A 14,322-nucleotide genomic window follows, 5' to 3' on the forward strand; every position below is an offset into this window, starting at 1 on the left:
ATCAAATTTATTCTAGCCCACCGAATCCGGTCGGGCAAGGGGGGTCAAACCGCTTCGAGGTAGCTGAGCCAGTGCTCATCCGGGGGGCGTTCACCAAAGCGCCGGATTTCCTGCTGCTTGGTCATGGCGAAAAAGCGGATCAGGTCGGCGGGAAAGATGCGTGCGACCAGCTGGTCGGTCTCAAAGGCGGCAATTGCCGAGGCCCAGTCACCTGCCAGTTGCGGCAGGCCGTCGATCTCGTAAGCGTTGCCCGAGATCGGAGCAGGCGGTTCAGTCTCGTCCTCGATCCCGTTCATTGCGGCGCCCAGCACTGCCGCCAGCATCAGGTAGGGGTTGATGTCGCCGCCCGCCACGCGATGTTCGATCCGCCGTGCGGCCGGAGCACCCCCGGGGATGCGGATCGCGGCGGTGCGGTTTTCATAGGCCCAGCTTGCACCGGTCGGGGCGTGTGCGCCGGGGACGAGGCGGGTGTATGAATTTCCGTGCGGCGCGAAGATCAGCGTACATCCGGGCATCGCGGCCAGACATCCGGCGACCGCCCAACGCAGCAGATCGGTGCCCTCAGGCCCGCCATCGTCAAACACGTTTCGCCCCTGGTCGTCCACGACCGAGAAATGCACGTGCATCCCGTTGCCCGCATCGTCTGCGTAAGGCTTGGACATGAAGGTGGCGGTGAACCCGTGCTTGCGGGCAAGGCCGCGCGTCAAGGTCTTGAAAAGCCACGTATCATCGGCGCAGCGCATTGCATCCTGATGGTTCAGGTTGATCTCGAACTGGCCAATGCCGCTTTCTGAGATCGCAGTTTGCGCAGGGATGCCCATCGCAGCGCACCCGTCATAAAGCTCGGTGAAGAAGGCATCGAACGCGTCCATCTCCGCCATGGACAGGACGGATTCATCCGCCAGCCTCCGCCCGGTCACCGGGTTGATCGGAGGCTGCGGTTGCGCGCCCGACGCATCCAGCAGAGTGAATTCCAGCTCGGTCGCCGCAATGACGGACCAGCCGCGCTGGGCGTAGCGCTGCAACACCGCGGCCAGAGCATGCCGGGGGTCGCCTGCAAAGGGCGCGCCGGCATCGTCGTGCAGGCACATCGGAACCAGCGCCGTGTCTGCGGCCAGCCACGGCATCGGCACCGGGCCGCGATCCGTCGGCAACAGCATCCCATCCGCGTCGCCTGATTCGAAGACAAGGGGACTGCCGTCGATATCCGCGCCCCACAAGTCCACGTTCAGCGCAGAGAACGGCATCCGCACCGTGCCTTTGTCCAGTTTGTCGGCGTAAGAGGGCGGCACACGCTTGCCACGCATCTGACCATTCAGGTCACAGGCGGCGACGCGAAAACTGTGCAGGGCGCTCAGGTCCATTGGGGTCTCCATCACTCGGGATGTCCGAGATGTAGTCGAGACTGAGCGTCTTGTCACTAAATTTGATCAAATTATTTGCCTGCGTGGTGCAGGCGGGGTGCTCCGCGCCAGAGGGGGATGGCGCGGAGCGAGGAGACGTCAGACGAAGTTGACGCCGTTTTCCGCCATCGGCAGCGCGGTCACCTTGACGCCCGAAAGCGCCCGGATCGCGTTGGCAAGGGCTGGCGCAGACGGGGGCGTGCCGGGCTCACCAACTCCGGTTGGCGCTTCGGCGGACGGAACGATATGGACGTCTATCGCCGCGATATCGCCAATGCGCAGAGGCTCGTAGTCCGGGAAGTTGAACTGGTCCACGGCCCCTCCGGTCAGGGTGATCTGGTCGCGCATGACATGGCCGATGCCGTAACCGATACCGCCCTCCATCTGCGCGCGCACCACGTCTGGGTTCACGGCAATACCGCAATCCACGGCGCAGGTGACCTTTTCGATCTTGATGCCGTTTTCCGGATCACCAGAAACCTCGACAACTTGCGCGGCATAAGACCCAAAGGACTTGTGCACGGCAATGCCCTGCGCCCGACCTGCCTGTACGTTGCCCCATCCCGCCTTTTCAGCGACCAGTTTCAGCACGCCAGCTTTGCGTTGCTGATCCGCGTCGCTGGTGTCGGCCAGATGCGCCAGACGGAACTCGACCGGGTCGCGGCCTGCGGCCTCGGCGACCAGATCCATCATGGTTTCCATCGTATAGCCGGTATGGGTATGACCCACCGAACGCCACCACAGAACCGTTGTGGCCTTGGGGGTGTCGGTCAGGCCAACGGCCATTCCCGGGATTTTGTAAGGGCTGTCGGCAATCCCTTCGATCGAGCTGTGGTCGATCCCGTCATGCACCAGAACTGCTTCGAACGGAGTGCCTTTGATGACTGACTGCCCGGCGACCCGATGCTGCCATCCGACGACATTGCCGTCGGCATCCAGACCAACGCGGACCTTGTGACCGAACGCAGGGCGGTAGTAGCCGCTGCGGATGTCATCCTCGCGGGTCCAGACCAGCTTGACCGGGCGGGACCGGTCGGTGACCACAAAAGCCAGCGCGGCCTCGACCTGATAATCCGCGTCGGGGGTCGCACGACGACCGAACGAGCCACCGGCCAGCATGGTCTTGATGTGAATTTTCTCGGGCGGCAGCTGGAAGATCTGCTGATAGGCCATATGCGGGCCAGTCGGCATCTGCGCGCCGTCATGCAGCACGATGTCGCCTTCGGCGGTCTGTTCGATGGTGCAGTTCAGCGGCTCCATCGGTGCGTGGGCCAGAAGCGGGAAGTAGAAGGTCTTTTCGACAACCTTGTCCGCCCCGTCGATGGCCGCCGACACCGCTGCGACATCCGCCTTGTTCACGTTATACGCAGGCTCGGCATCCAGCGCGGCCATGATCTCGGCCTTGATCTGATCCGAGTCGCGGGTTTCCGCAGCGGACATGTCCCATTCGACTTCAAGCGCGTCGCGCGCCTGGATCGCGGCCCAGGTGTTCTCGGCATAGATCGCGACACCCGCCTGATTGGGCAGAACGGCGGCGTTGATATAGCCTTTGACCTCTTTCGACGCGCTGTCGTCGAAACTGAGCGCGACGCCACCCTTCGATTCCGGACGCTTGATCATGGCAACCATCTGGTTCGGCAGGTGAACGTCCATGGCGTACATTGCCTGACCGTTGCCTTTGATTGCCGAGTCCTTGCGGCGCACGGCTTCGTTGCCGATCAGGCGGAATTCGGACGGGTCCTTTAAGCGCGGTTCGGCCGGGGCTTCCAGCTGAGACGCAGCGGCCACGAATTCGGCAATCGGGGCCGACTTGTCACCCGCCTTGATGATGCCTTCCTCGATGGTGATGCCGGACGCATCCATGCCCCAGCTTTGTGCAGCAGCGTTGATCAGCATCTCACGCGCAGCAGCACCGGCCTGGCGGTATTGCAGCCACGAATTTGCCATCGCGGTCGACCCGCCCGTGCCCTGGAAGGGACCGAACAGTAGGTTGTTGTAGACGTTCGGATCTGAGGGCGCGAATTCGTATTCGATCTGATCCATGGTCAAGCCGATTTCCTCGGCGATCAGCGTCGGCAGGCCGGTCGCTGGCCCCTGACCCTTTTCGAAATGCTTGACGATGGCGGTCACGGTGCCATCAGCATCGATCTTTACGAATGGGTTGAACTGAGCGGTCTCGGTTGATCCGGCAGCCAACACGCCATCGGGACGCGCGCCAACCAACAGGACGGCACCGGCAGCAGCGGCACCTTTCAGAAACCCTCGGCGGGAGGTGTTAATGGTCATGGATCAGGCCTCCAGAATCTCAGACGCGCGCTGAATACCGGCGCGGATGCGTTGATAGGTGGCGCAGCGACAGGCGTTGCCGGACATGTAGCTGTCGATTTCCTCGACGCTGGGTTTCGGGTTTTCGGACAACAGGCCAACCGCCGACATCACCTGACCGGACTGGCAGTAGCCGCACTGGACCACGTCCAGCTCGACCCAAGCCTGCTGGACGGCCGCGCCGATCTTGTCGTCACCCACTGCTTCGATCGTGGTAATCTCGGCATCTTCGACGTCTTCGATAAAAGTCTGGCACGAGCGCACGGGCTCACCGTTAAGGTGCACCGTGCAGGCGCCGCAGGATGCGACACCGCAGCCGAATTTGGTTCCGGTCAGCTTAAGCTCATCCCGGATTACCCACAGCAGGGGGGTGCCGGGTTCGGCGTCGACCGTGTGGGTCTCGCCGTTCAGTTTCAAGGTCAAGGCCATGAGGGGGAACTCTCCATGTTGGGCTGGTTACCTGAATCGGTAAACTGGCGGGTTTACCATAGGCGGCGTTTCCACTCTTGTAAACCCGTGGGTTTACCTAGTGTTTGACCTTGCTCTGTCAATAGGTCTATAGCTTTGAAACATGAGCGATTGCTGCGCACCGAATGCGTCCAAACAGGCCCAGATCATCGAAGCTGCCGTAGCCGAATTCCAGGAAAAGGGATTCGCCGCCGCCAGCATGGACCGCATTTCCACCCGCGCCGAAGTGTCCAAGCGCACGCTGTACAAGTATTTCGAAAGCAAGGAAAACCTGTTTCGTTCGATTGTGATCGAGCTGTCCAATCGATTCGCCGCTGTGCGGGATATCAGGTACAAGCCGGGCCGCGATATCCGCGAGCAACTGACCGAGCTTGCCTGGGCCGAAGGGCGGATTCTGATGATGCCCGAGGTTATCGCCATGGCGCGGATGGTGATCAGCGAAACTTTGCGCAACCCCGAGATGGCAGCGGCGGCGCAGGGCAAGCTGGACAAGACGTCGATCTTTGTCACCATGCTGAAAGATGCCGCAGATGACGGGCAGTTGCAGATCGAAGACCCCGAACGGGCCGGGCAAGAGTTCATCGGCCTGATCAAGGCCAAGGCGTTCTGGCCGATGATGTTCACCGGTGGTGTGCTGAGCAAAGAGGACATGACCGCCACTATCGAAAGCAGCGTCGACCTGATCCTCAGTCGCTATGGCGCACAGGTGTCGGACTAGGTGCGGGGTCGCCGGTCTGGACAGTCCATGTTGCGAAACCGGTCCGCCTCAACGTCAAACGACACATAACCTTGTCGCGGTTTTAAGACGAAGTTTATCCGTCAGCCCCTTTGCTGAACTGCGAGGATGCCGCGCGTATTTCGGCGGTGGGGTTGATGTTGATACGCTATTTTCGGGCGGAACCCGGCACTATGCCCGGGGAAGTGTTTGGCCAACACCACATTCTGCTGATCCAGCGCGAAGCGCTTGAGGATGATGAATTGTTTTTGGCCCAAGGACGTGACGCTGAGCACGTCTCACCTCAATCACCTGTCCAAACCCGCTGTGCGCAAACCCTGTTGATAGCGTCTGCGATCTTCCGGTCGCGCGAAGGGATGCGTGCTTTCTGCCAACTGGAGCGAGGCGCCGGGGTCCAGACGCTTCAAGTCGGAAACGGCTTGCCTAGCCTCATCCATATTGCCGCAAATGGCATTATTCACAGCGATATCCAAGTAAGAGCTGCTACGATTTGGTTGGATGCGGATTGATGCCTCGGCCCACTCGATGGCTTCCTCGTGCCGGCCAGCAATGAAACCGCATAGTGAGCGAATGGAGTACCACAAGGCGATCAAAGGATCTCGCGGGCTGAGCCTGATCGCGGCCTTGATGTTGGCGAGGGCCTCTTTGCTGTCGCCCAGATAGACTTGTGACCTGGCAAGCAAAGCATAGGCATGGGGGTCATTGGGGTTGAGGGCTATGGCATCCTGCAACTTCCGCACTGCGTCTTTAGGATGACCTGAAAACAGATCCGCCGCACCAAGCAGGGCCATCGCATACGCGTCGCGGCCGTTCATCGAAACCGCAAGCTGCGCCAGGCGTACCGCTTCGGCGCTCGACGCGTCCGGATCGCCACTCCAGCCGTTCACGCACTGCATCAGATGCGTGAATGATAAGTCTGCCAATCCGAATGAGCTTTGTGGGTTCAGGTCGACAGCTTTCAGCAATAGATTCTGGGCTTCGGCGATGTCGGCTTGTGTGAATTGCGAGATATGCCAATGGGCGCGTGCGGTCAGTTCCCAGGCGTCCATGCTTGGCACCACCTTGCGCCGTGCGCGTTGCATTTCTGCAGATAGATATTCAGGTGCGACTGCGCCCACAATTTTTCCCGTGATCTCGTCCTGCAGATCGAAGATGTCCTCAATCACACCGTCATATCGCTCGGTCCAGACGTAATGGTTTGCAACGGCGTCGATCAGTTTTGCCGAGACGCGAACCCGGTTGCCGACCCTTCGAACGCTGCCCTCCAGAATGTACTGCACGCCCAAATCCCGGGCGATTTGCTCTGTACCGACGGCGCGACCTTGGTAGGAAAAGCTCGAGTCTCGAGAGATCACGAAGAACCAGTGAAACTTTGACAGCGCAGAAATGACATCGTCGGCCATGCCTTCGGCAAAAAAGGTCTGATCTGCGTCGTCCGACAAATTGTCGAAGGCTAAAACCGCGATCGACGGTCGCTCCGGCAACTCGAAAAGGTGCCTCTGGATGGCGGACGCTGACAATCCCCAACCATAAACGACCAAAGGCTCTGCGATGTTCTTGAGGTTCTGGGAACCAAGGCAGGTGAAGTGATCCGAATGCTTGGCATCAAGGCTGCGCCGCGCCGTTTCGGAAATCACGAGCGATCCGGGTTCGGCCAGGTTCTGAAGACGTGCGGCCACGTTTACCCCGTCGCCAAAAACGTCTTCATCGGCAAAGCTGACATCGCCGCTGTGCAATCCCATCCTCAACGCGATCCGAGGGGTGTCGATCAGTGCGTTTTGGAGATCCATTGCGCACTCGATACCACTGACAACGCTGGGAAATTCAACCAGCCAGCCGTCTCCCATGCTTTTTATAACCCTGCCGTCATACTTACCAACGATCGGAACAAGACCGTCGTCGCGAAAACGGCGCAGCGCGGCCAATGTGGCGGCTTCATCCTCTCCCATGAGTTTGGAATAGTTCGCCACATCCGCAGCCAGAATAGCGGCCAGCCTTCGTTCCGAGACGTTTGACATGGACGAAGCATAGCCGACGGCAGGTGGATAAGAAACTTCGGTGTCCGCGCGGCGAGATGCCGCCAGTTGTAGGCTTGACGCTGATGGGCGTTGAGAACATCATCAGCCCGGCAAGAGAGTTGAAACGAGAAATCGGGATAAACTGAACGGTGCCCTTGGACGGTCGCAGATGGATCGGGCTGATGCTCGTCGCGGTTGGCGTGTTTGCCGCCGCTCTGCTTTTGTTCGGCGGTGCAGCTCAGGCACACGGAAAACACGAGCTTGCCGTAGTTTCCGCCGAGGTTCAAACGCACGGTGAACATGCCGCAAAGGACCTTCAGGGTCATTGTCATAGTGGCGCGTTTTGCAGTGGTCCTGCGATCATCCAGCAATCGATTCTGACGGCAGAGTTGTTGGGGTGCAACGAACGGTATCGTCTGCCGCGCGAGACGAACGGCATTCCGGTGGTTTCGAGTTTCGATCCACCGCCGCCCAAAACCCTGATCTGATCTTTATCTGCAGACACCGTTTGGTGTAAAAAGATAACTTAGGCTGGGAAATCCAATGAAAACTGAAAATCTGTTGTTGGGCGCGGTCGTTGCGTCCGGTCTGGCTGTGGCAAGCCAATCGGTGTTTGCGCATGGCGGAGCTACCGGCGTTGTCAAGGAACGCATGGACGGCATGGGCGTGATGAAAGAGGCGATGAAAGTGCTGACGCCGATGATGCGGGGGCAGGTCGATTATGACGCCGCCGTTGTGCGAGAACGCGCGGAGGATATCAGCCAACATGCCGGTGAAGCCCTGACCAGACTGTTCCCCGAAGGCAGCCTTGATGCGCCAAGCGAGGCGAAGCCAGAGATCTGGCAGGACTGGGCTGCGTTTTCGGCCATGGCCGATCAGCTGCGTGTGATGGCGGACGGATTGGCGGACGCTTCCGAAAACGGGTTGATGATGGCGGGTGAAACAAATGCTGCCGGCGGTATGATGGGCGGTGACATGATGGGCACCGGAGCAGGCGGTGGCATGATGGACCTTGCTCAGATGCCGGCCGATGGGGTTTTCACCATGATGGGGCAGGTCTGTTCGGCCTGCCATACACGCTTTCGGGTCGAGAAATAGGCCGGGACGATGCGCAAGCTCTATCGTATTGGGCTGGCAGGCGCGGTTGTCGCTTCGGTCAGTCTTGCCGGCCTGATGGCCTGGCCGATTGGCCAGCCTCTTGTTCACATTCCTCTCACGGGGGATGTCAATCGCGGCGCCTATCTGGCCCGCGCGTCCGGCTGCATTTCATGCCATACCAATTTCGCGAAAGGCGGAGCACCCTTGGCGGGTGGAGTGGTTTTGGAAACCCCGTTCGGCACGTTGTATTCGCCGAACCTGACCACCGACCCGGATCACGGGATCGGAGGCTGGACGCAGGCGCAATTCGCCCGCGCCGTCCGCGAAGGGGTCTCGCCCGAGGGGCACGCCTATTACCCGGCGTTTCCCTATCCGTTCTATGCCAATTTCTCGGATCAGGAGATCGCCGATCTTTGGGCTGCCTTCCAAACCGTGCCAGCGGTTCCTGACCGATCGCAGTCGCCTGAGATGGACTTTCCATTCAACCAGCGCTGGGGATTGAAACTCTGGCGCGCGGCTTTTCTGGAACCTCCCAGAACAGAGCCTGCGGCAGATAAGGACGAGATATGGAACCGGGGTCGCGAACTGGTCGAGGGAGCCGCTCATTGCGCGGCCTGCCATACGCCGCGCAACCTCGTTGGCGCGCGCAAGTCGGACACGGAGCACTTCAGGGGCAGCGATGCGCTGCCAGGCGGTGAGAAAGCACCAGCCATCGATCACCTGACATTGGCTGACAAGGGATGGGACGTGGCCAGCCTGGCCTACGCCCTGCGCACCGGCATTACTCCCGAAGGGGACGCCTTTGGCGGATCGATGGGCGAGGTCGTGCTCTACGGCACCAGTTTCCTGACCGAGGCCGACCGAGTGGCCATCGCGACCTATCTGATGGACGAACATGAAGGGGGATGAGGCAATGAAAACCAGAACGATCTTTGCATTTGTCTTGGCCGGGATTGTCGTGGCCGGCGCTGCAGTCACCTGGCTGTCGCCGTCAAAAACACAGGCGGGACCAATGCAGCAACCCAAAGGTTCTGATGTCGAGGAGGGGGCGGTGCTGTACGCCGAGTTCTGCGCGTCCTGCCACGGCACCAATCTTGAGGGGCAGCCCAACTGGCGCGCCCCGAATGACAACGGAACGCTGCCAGCCCCGCCTCATGATGAGACCGGCCATACATGGCACCACGGCGACGCGCTGCTGTTCGACTACACCAAGCAGGGCGGCGCGGCGGCTCTGGAAGTGCGCGGCGTGTCCGACTTTGCCAGCGGTATGCCGGGATTTGGCGATAGCCTGAGCGACCAGCAGATCTGGGACATTCTGGCCTATATCAAATCCACCTGGCCCGAGCGCATCCGTGAGATGCAGGCGGTGCGCACCGAAAGCGAACAGAAACCGGGCGGCTAAGGACCGCCCGCTTGACACAAATCATGACACTTGCTTGCGGTCTCGATTACAAAACTCGTCGTCGTACTGCGGGCGCTAAAACGGAAAGGAAATGACATGACCAACCCGATACTCGACCGCCGCCTGTTTCTGGCTGGCTTCGGCGCCTCCGGCGTCGCCTTGGCCACACCGGCCTTTGCTTCCGCCAATCCTCTGGTAGAGGTCCTCAAGGACCCGAACTGCGGGTGCTGCGGCGCATGGATCGACATCATGCAACGCGAAGGCTTCAAGATGGTGGTGCAGAATGCCTCGTGGGAGACTTTGTCGCAATATAAAACCACCAAGGGGGTCCCGGAGGAGATGGCGTCCTGCCACACCGGTCTGGTCGAGGGTTACGTCATCGAAGGCCATGTGCCGCCAAACGATATCCGGCGCTTGTTGGCCGAACGCCCTGATGCGGTCGGGCTGACCGTACCAGGTATGCCCTTCGGCTCACCCGGCATGGGACCGGAGAGCGAGCGGGAGGCCTATTCAGTTTTCCTGATCCGTAACGATGGCAGCACAGAGGTCTTCAACCACTACGAGGCAGCATGACCGGATAGATCTTCTGGGCGGGGCGTCTGCTCCGCCCTTCAGATCCTAGGGAAACATTTAACCTGTTGCGGCTCAATCCATCCGCGCTTCAGAACCCTTGGAAAAACCACCTGCTTTCACTTGAGCGAGTTCGCAAGCAGACTGCTAGCGATCTTGTACGGTCCGTAGTTGAGAGAGCATTGGGCAGGATAGATTTCCGCTGTCACAGTTGGCCGTGAGTTCAGTCAGCGCGGCTTCCAGACGTCGAAGTTCGGCTATTTTTTCGCGCACGTTGCAAATATGGAGTTCTGCCACTTCCTTTACGGCCTGACAGTCTTCATCACCTCCTTCAGACAGACCAAGGAGTGTCTTTGCATCTGCGAGCGGGAAACCTAAATCGCGGCACTTCTTTAGAAAACGCAGCCTACCAACGTCATGTGCTGAGTACATGCGCCGATTGTTCGGCGCCCGTTCGGGCTTTGGCACAATTCCTTCGCGCTCATAGTAGCGGATCGTTTCAATTCCGACGCCGCTTAGCCGTTAAGCATTTCCGATCGCAAACATGTGAAACTATCCTTCTTGATCCTGTAGCGACTACAGAAATTATACAGGCCATGGTTACGACCACAACGCCGCCCGTGCCCACCATTGGAGAAACGGAATGCAGAGACACCTTGGCCTTAGCTACATAGCATCGTTGTCAGCGCTGGGTGTGGCGACCTGCTGTGTCTTGCCTATGGTTATGATGCTACTGGGGTTGGGGGGCAGTTGGCTGGCCGTTTTCGGTGACATTGCAGCGGCAAGTTTCTACGTGCTCGCAATATCAACAACTTTGGCCGCGGTGTCTTGGCTGGTCACTTATCGACGCGGGTCGATTGCGCGGTTGAAATGGTGGCTAGTCGGAAGCACGGCAATGACAGCACTGGCATGGGCAATCGCGCTCAACGAAGCCCGGATCAACGATTATTTAATCCTACAGATGTGAGACAATGACAGAGCAAACCGTAGTGTTGGAAAGCACATTAACGTGTCCGGAATGTGGGCACGCCGAAACTGAGAAAATGCCAGTTGACGCCTGTCAGTGGTTTTACGAATGCAAATCATGCAAGACAGTTCTGAGGCCGCTTGACGGCGACTGCTGTGTTTACTGCTCTTATGCCACCGTACCGTGCCCGCCCATTCAACGGGGCGAAGCCTGTTGTGATTAAATCGAAAGGCATTGGAAGCAGAGCGGTCGTAAACGAGAATACAGGATATCTTGGACCCTGCTGGCGGGGTGTCACATGCAAAGGGCATCGGACTCCCGGCGTTCGAGGGCCTTCTGAGCGATAGCGGGTTGGCGAGCATTCCGATCGGAAACGGCCGCGAGAAGGCACTGTGTGGTGCCGTCGAATTTGTTCTGGAAAACACTCCAACTTGGTTTCTGTAATGGGCGACGGCTCGGACACCCAAAAGTTCTTGGGGTTTGTTAGCCGATTTTCGGAGGGTAAAGGAACGATGGAAAAGGGGGACGGATCAGGAGACAGCAGCATTCGGGCCGCTGTCTGTGTTCGCTGGATGTGCTACACCGCAGCACGCTCGAATCGTAAAACCCTGTAAATACCGCGAAATCCAATGAAATCGCGCTACACGACACTTAGAGGCACGCGGAGTTAACGCTTTGAAAAATAACGCACAAAAGGCAGCGCGTTTAAGCGTGGCGCCCATGATGGACTGGACCGACCGGCACTGCCGCTATGTGCACAGGCTGCTGTGCGGGCAAGCCTTGCTCTACACCGAAATGGTGACGGCTCCGGCGTTGGTGCGGGGTGGCGCGATGCACCTGCTGGACTACAATCCGCAAGAGCATCCGATTGCGCTGCAACTCGGCGGCTCTGATCCGGGAGAGCTGGCGCAGGCGGCCCGGTTCGGGGCGGATGCGGGCTATGACGAAATCAACCTGAACTGCGGTTGCCCCTCGGATCGGGTGCAATCCGGCACGTTTGGGGCTGTGCTGATGAAAGACCCGGGCCGGGTGGCCGAATGCGTCTCCGCAATGCGGGAAACGGTGGATGTCGACGTTACCGTGAAATGCCGCATCGGCGTGGATGAACAGAACCCCGAAGAGGTGCTGCCCGCGTTTCTGGAACAGATCCGGGCTGCGGGGTGCCAGCGGGTGACGATCCACGCGCGTAAGGCATGGCTGCAGGGGCTGAGCCCGAAGGAAAACCGGGATATTCCGCCGCTGGACTATAATCTGGTGTACCGGATGAAGGCGGCGTTTCCCGATATGCATGTCTCGATCAACGGTGGCATTGCTTCGCTGGATGAGGCGCGCACGCATCTTGAGGCCGGGCTGGACGGCGTCATGATCGGGCGCGCGGCCTATCACCAGCCAACAGATATTCTGGCCGCGGCTGACCCGGTGATTTTTGGAACCGGGCAGGTGATCGACCCGATTGAAGTTGTTCAAAAAATGGTGCCCTATGTCGAACGTCACCTTGCCGAAGGGGGACGCTTGCACCAAATCACCCGTCATATGCTGGGCCTGTTCGCCGGGCGTCCCGGTGCGCGGGCGTGGCGGCGGGCCTTGTCCGAAGGTGCGGTACATGAGGGTGCAGGCCCCGAGGTAATGCTGCAAGCGCTAGAGCGCGTGGCGCCTCTGGCCGAGGTCTGAACGAACGAAGATCGGTAAGGGGGGATGATGCCCGAGACGTTGTTGCTGGCCCAGATGCTGGGCCTTTTGCTTGTGATCGGGGCGCTGGCCGGAGTGCTGGCCGGACTGCTGGGCGTTGGTGGGGGCATCGTGCTGGTGCCTGCGTTTTTCTATGCGTTCCAGACCCTTGGCTATGGCGGCCCTCAGCTGATGCAGCTGTGTCTGGCAACCTCACTGGCGACGATTATCGTGACATCGTTGCGATCTGTGATGGCGCATAACAAGAAGGGCGCGGTGGATTGGGATATCCTGCGCAGTTGGGGACCGGGCATTGCCGTGGGCGCGATCATCGGCGTAACGGTCGCTTCGGCATTGCGGACCGAGGCATTGCAAGCGCTGTTTGGCCTGCTGGGGATGGTCATCGGGGCCTATCTTGGGTTGGGCAAGTCCGAATGGCGGCTGGGGGATGCCATGCCCAAGGGTATGCGCCGTGCGGTGCTGTCCCCATCCGTGGGGTTTCTGTCGGTGCTGATGGGGATCGGAGGCGGCAGTTTCGGCGTGCCGCTGATGAGCCTGTTCAACACGCCCATCCACCGCGCCGTTGCCACCGCAGCCGGGTTCGGCGTGATCATTGCGGTTCCTTCCGTTCTGGGCTTTCTATTTCTGGATATCGCACCGGAACACCGCCCGCCGCTGACCATCGGCGCGGTCAATCTGGTCGCCTTTACCATTGTCGTCGCCATGACCATGATCACCGCGCCCTGGGGCGTGAAGCTGGCCCATGCGATGGATCCGAAGCCGCTCAAGCGCGTCTTTGCGGTGTTCCTGACACTGGTCGCCCTAAACATGCTGCGCAAGGCGCTTGGACTATGAATGATTTTCACGAAAAGGGTTGGGTCAAGTTCCCCTTCGATCCAGTGCTGGCGGACTGGGTCGGGCATGCCTTGCCTGCCGCTCGGGCGTCGGTTACCGACCCGGCCCACGCCGAATGGATGGATTGCGAAGGGACGTGGTTCATCGGCGTGGACGCCCTGAACAATGACCCGCAAGGCCGGGTCGGGCAGTCAGGTGCCCTGTCTGGTCTGGCGATGGATTTTGTCATCCAACAGTACGGAGAGCTTCCGTTGCACAAGGGGCAGGTGTCGGTGATCTATCCCGGATATCCGCGTCCGCGGCGCGGCGAAAGCGAAAGCGCGGGGCGGTATCGCCTGAAACGCGACGCGGCCCATGTGGACGGGCTGCGTCCCATGGGGCCGGATCGGCGACGGCGGGTTGATGAGCCTCATGCATGGATACTGGGCATCCCCCTGACAGACGCCAGTACGGACGCCGCGCCGATGGTGTTGTGGGAGGGCAGCCACAAAATTTTGCGTGCGGCGTTTGCCAGCGCTTTGGACGGGCATCCCAGAGACGCCCTTCATCAGGTCGACATCACTGACATCTATCAAGCCGCCCGCCGCGAAGTGTTTGAAGCCTGCCCGCGCATTGAACTGCCCGCCAAACCGGGCGAGGCCTATCTGCTGCACCGCCACTGCCTGCACGGCGTCGCGCCGTGGGGCGAGGGGGCCTCGGCCGGCCCGGATGGACGGATGATCGCCTATTTCCGCCCCGAATGCGCCGGGGGAGTAGCCGAATGGATCGAAACCGCCTAACGTCCTGCCATTATTAAGGTTTGGAGGTTTTGT

15 protein-coding genes and 1 pseudogene are annotated in these 14,322 nt (G+C 59.9%); 11 read left to right on the top strand and 5 right to left on the bottom strand.

What is annotated here, in order from left to right; all coding sequences use genetic code 11:
• Positions 1-44 precede the first annotated feature (44 nt).
• The 3 genes from ACR0KW_RS09495 to ACR0KW_RS09505 all read right to left on the bottom strand — a co-directional run bounded on the left by ACR0KW_RS09495 (position 45) and on the right by ACR0KW_RS09505 (position 4,157).
• Entirely contained in the window at positions 45-1,364 is a 1,320-nt protein-coding gene (locus ACR0KW_RS09495; RefSeq protein ID WP_480804766.1) for a glutamine synthetase family protein, read from the bottom strand.
• Between the two features lie 138 nt (positions 1,365-1,502).
• Positions 1,503-3,689: a xanthine dehydrogenase family protein molybdopterin-binding subunit gene (locus tag ACR0KW_RS09500; RefSeq protein ID WP_480804767.1), complete on the bottom strand. Its 2,187-nt coding sequence runs from the start codon at positions 3,687-3,689 to the stop codon at positions 1,503-1,505.
• 3 nt (positions 3,690-3,692) lie between these two features.
• Positions 3,693-4,157: a (2Fe-2S)-binding protein gene (locus tag ACR0KW_RS09505; RefSeq protein WP_170325372.1), complete on the bottom strand. Its 465-nt coding sequence runs from the start codon at positions 4,155-4,157 to the stop codon at positions 3,693-3,695.
• Positions 4,158-4,299: 142 nt separating this feature from the next.
• Between ACR0KW_RS09505 and ACR0KW_RS09510 the strand changes: the two genes are divergently transcribed.
• The gene (locus tag ACR0KW_RS09510) at positions 4,300-4,914 is read left to right on the top strand and encodes a TetR/AcrR family transcriptional regulator (protein WP_480804768.1); all 615 of its coding nucleotides are present in this window, start codon (positions 4,300-4,302) and stop codon (positions 4,912-4,914) included.
• A 305-nt stretch (positions 4,915-5,219) separates the two neighbouring features.
• On the opposite strand, the gene ACR0KW_RS09515 is transcribed toward ACR0KW_RS09510, so the two are convergent.
• Positions 5,220-6,950 (bottom strand): tetratricopeptide repeat protein, encoded by a 1,731-nt coding sequence (locus ACR0KW_RS09515; RefSeq protein WP_480804769.1) that lies wholly within the window; start codon positions 6,948-6,950, stop codon positions 5,220-5,222.
• 182 nt (positions 6,951-7,132) lie between these two features.
• On the opposite strand from ACR0KW_RS09515, the gene ACR0KW_RS09520 reads away from it, so the two are divergent.
• From ACR0KW_RS09520 to ACR0KW_RS09540, 5 genes are all read left to right on the top strand, one after another.
• The gene (locus ACR0KW_RS09520; protein WP_480804770.1) at positions 7,133-7,438 is read left to right on the top strand and encodes a hypothetical protein; all 306 of its coding nucleotides are present in this window, start codon (positions 7,133-7,135) and stop codon (positions 7,436-7,438) included.
• A 55-nt stretch (positions 7,439-7,493) separates the two neighbouring features.
• The gene (locus ACR0KW_RS09525; protein WP_480804771.1) at positions 7,494-8,048 is read left to right on the top strand and encodes a c-type cytochrome; all 555 of its coding nucleotides are present in this window, start codon (positions 7,494-7,496) and stop codon (positions 8,046-8,048) included.
• A 9-nt stretch (positions 8,049-8,057) separates the two neighbouring features.
• On the top strand, positions 8,058-8,957 hold the full coding sequence (locus tag ACR0KW_RS09530; RefSeq protein WP_480804772.1) for a c-type cytochrome: 900 nt from the start codon (positions 8,058-8,060) through the stop codon (positions 8,955-8,957).
• 4 nt (positions 8,958-8,961) lie between these two features.
• The gene (locus ACR0KW_RS09535) at positions 8,962-9,450 is read left to right on the top strand and encodes a c-type cytochrome (RefSeq protein WP_480804773.1); all 489 of its coding nucleotides are present in this window, start codon (positions 8,962-8,964) and stop codon (positions 9,448-9,450) included.
• Between the two features lie 96 nt (positions 9,451-9,546).
• Complete coding sequence (locus tag ACR0KW_RS09540) at positions 9,547-10,023, top strand: DUF411 domain-containing protein (protein WP_480804774.1); 477 nt, start codon at positions 9,547-9,549, stop codon at positions 10,021-10,023.
• A 144-nt stretch (positions 10,024-10,167) separates the two neighbouring features.
• Here the strand turns inward: ACR0KW_RS09540 and ACR0KW_RS09545 are convergent.
• A pseudogene (locus ACR0KW_RS09545) lies at positions 10,168-10,530 on the bottom strand (MerR family DNA-binding protein); the annotation flags it as partial.
• A 133-nt stretch (positions 10,531-10,663) separates the two neighbouring features.
• Here ACR0KW_RS09545 and ACR0KW_RS09550 point away from each other — a divergent pair.
• The 5 genes from ACR0KW_RS09550 (at position 10,664) to ACR0KW_RS09570 (ending at position 14,289) form a co-directional block, all read left to right on the top strand.
• A complete protein-coding gene (locus tag ACR0KW_RS09550; protein WP_480804775.1) occupies positions 10,664-10,987 on the top strand; it encodes a hypothetical protein in 324 nt (107 codons plus the stop codon).
• A gap of 4 nt (positions 10,988-10,991) precedes the next feature.
• Positions 10,992-11,210, top strand: coding sequence for a GDCCVxC domain-containing (seleno)protein (locus ACR0KW_RS09555; protein ID WP_480804776.1), 219 nt, complete (start codon positions 10,992-10,994; stop codon positions 11,208-11,210).
• Positions 11,211-11,662: 452 nt separating this feature from the next.
• Positions 11,663-12,658 carry a tRNA dihydrouridine(20/20a) synthase DusA gene (gene dusA / locus ACR0KW_RS09560; RefSeq protein ID WP_480804777.1) on the top strand — a complete coding sequence of 332 codons (996 nt, stop codon included), beginning with the start codon at positions 11,663-11,665 and terminating at the stop codon, positions 12,656-12,658.
• A gap of 27 nt (positions 12,659-12,685) precedes the next feature.
• The gene (locus ACR0KW_RS09565) at positions 12,686-13,510 is read left to right on the top strand and encodes a sulfite exporter TauE/SafE family protein (protein ID WP_480804778.1); all 825 of its coding nucleotides are present in this window, start codon (positions 12,686-12,688) and stop codon (positions 13,508-13,510) included.
• A complete protein-coding gene (locus tag ACR0KW_RS09570) occupies positions 13,507-14,289 on the top strand; it encodes a hypothetical protein (protein ID WP_480804779.1) in 783 nt (260 codons plus the stop codon). The genes ACR0KW_RS09565 and ACR0KW_RS09570 overlap by 4 nt, the downstream gene beginning before the upstream one ends.
• Positions 14,290-14,322 lie beyond the last annotated feature (33 nt).

Source organism: Ruegeria sp. CG11 (assembly GCF_056537245.1).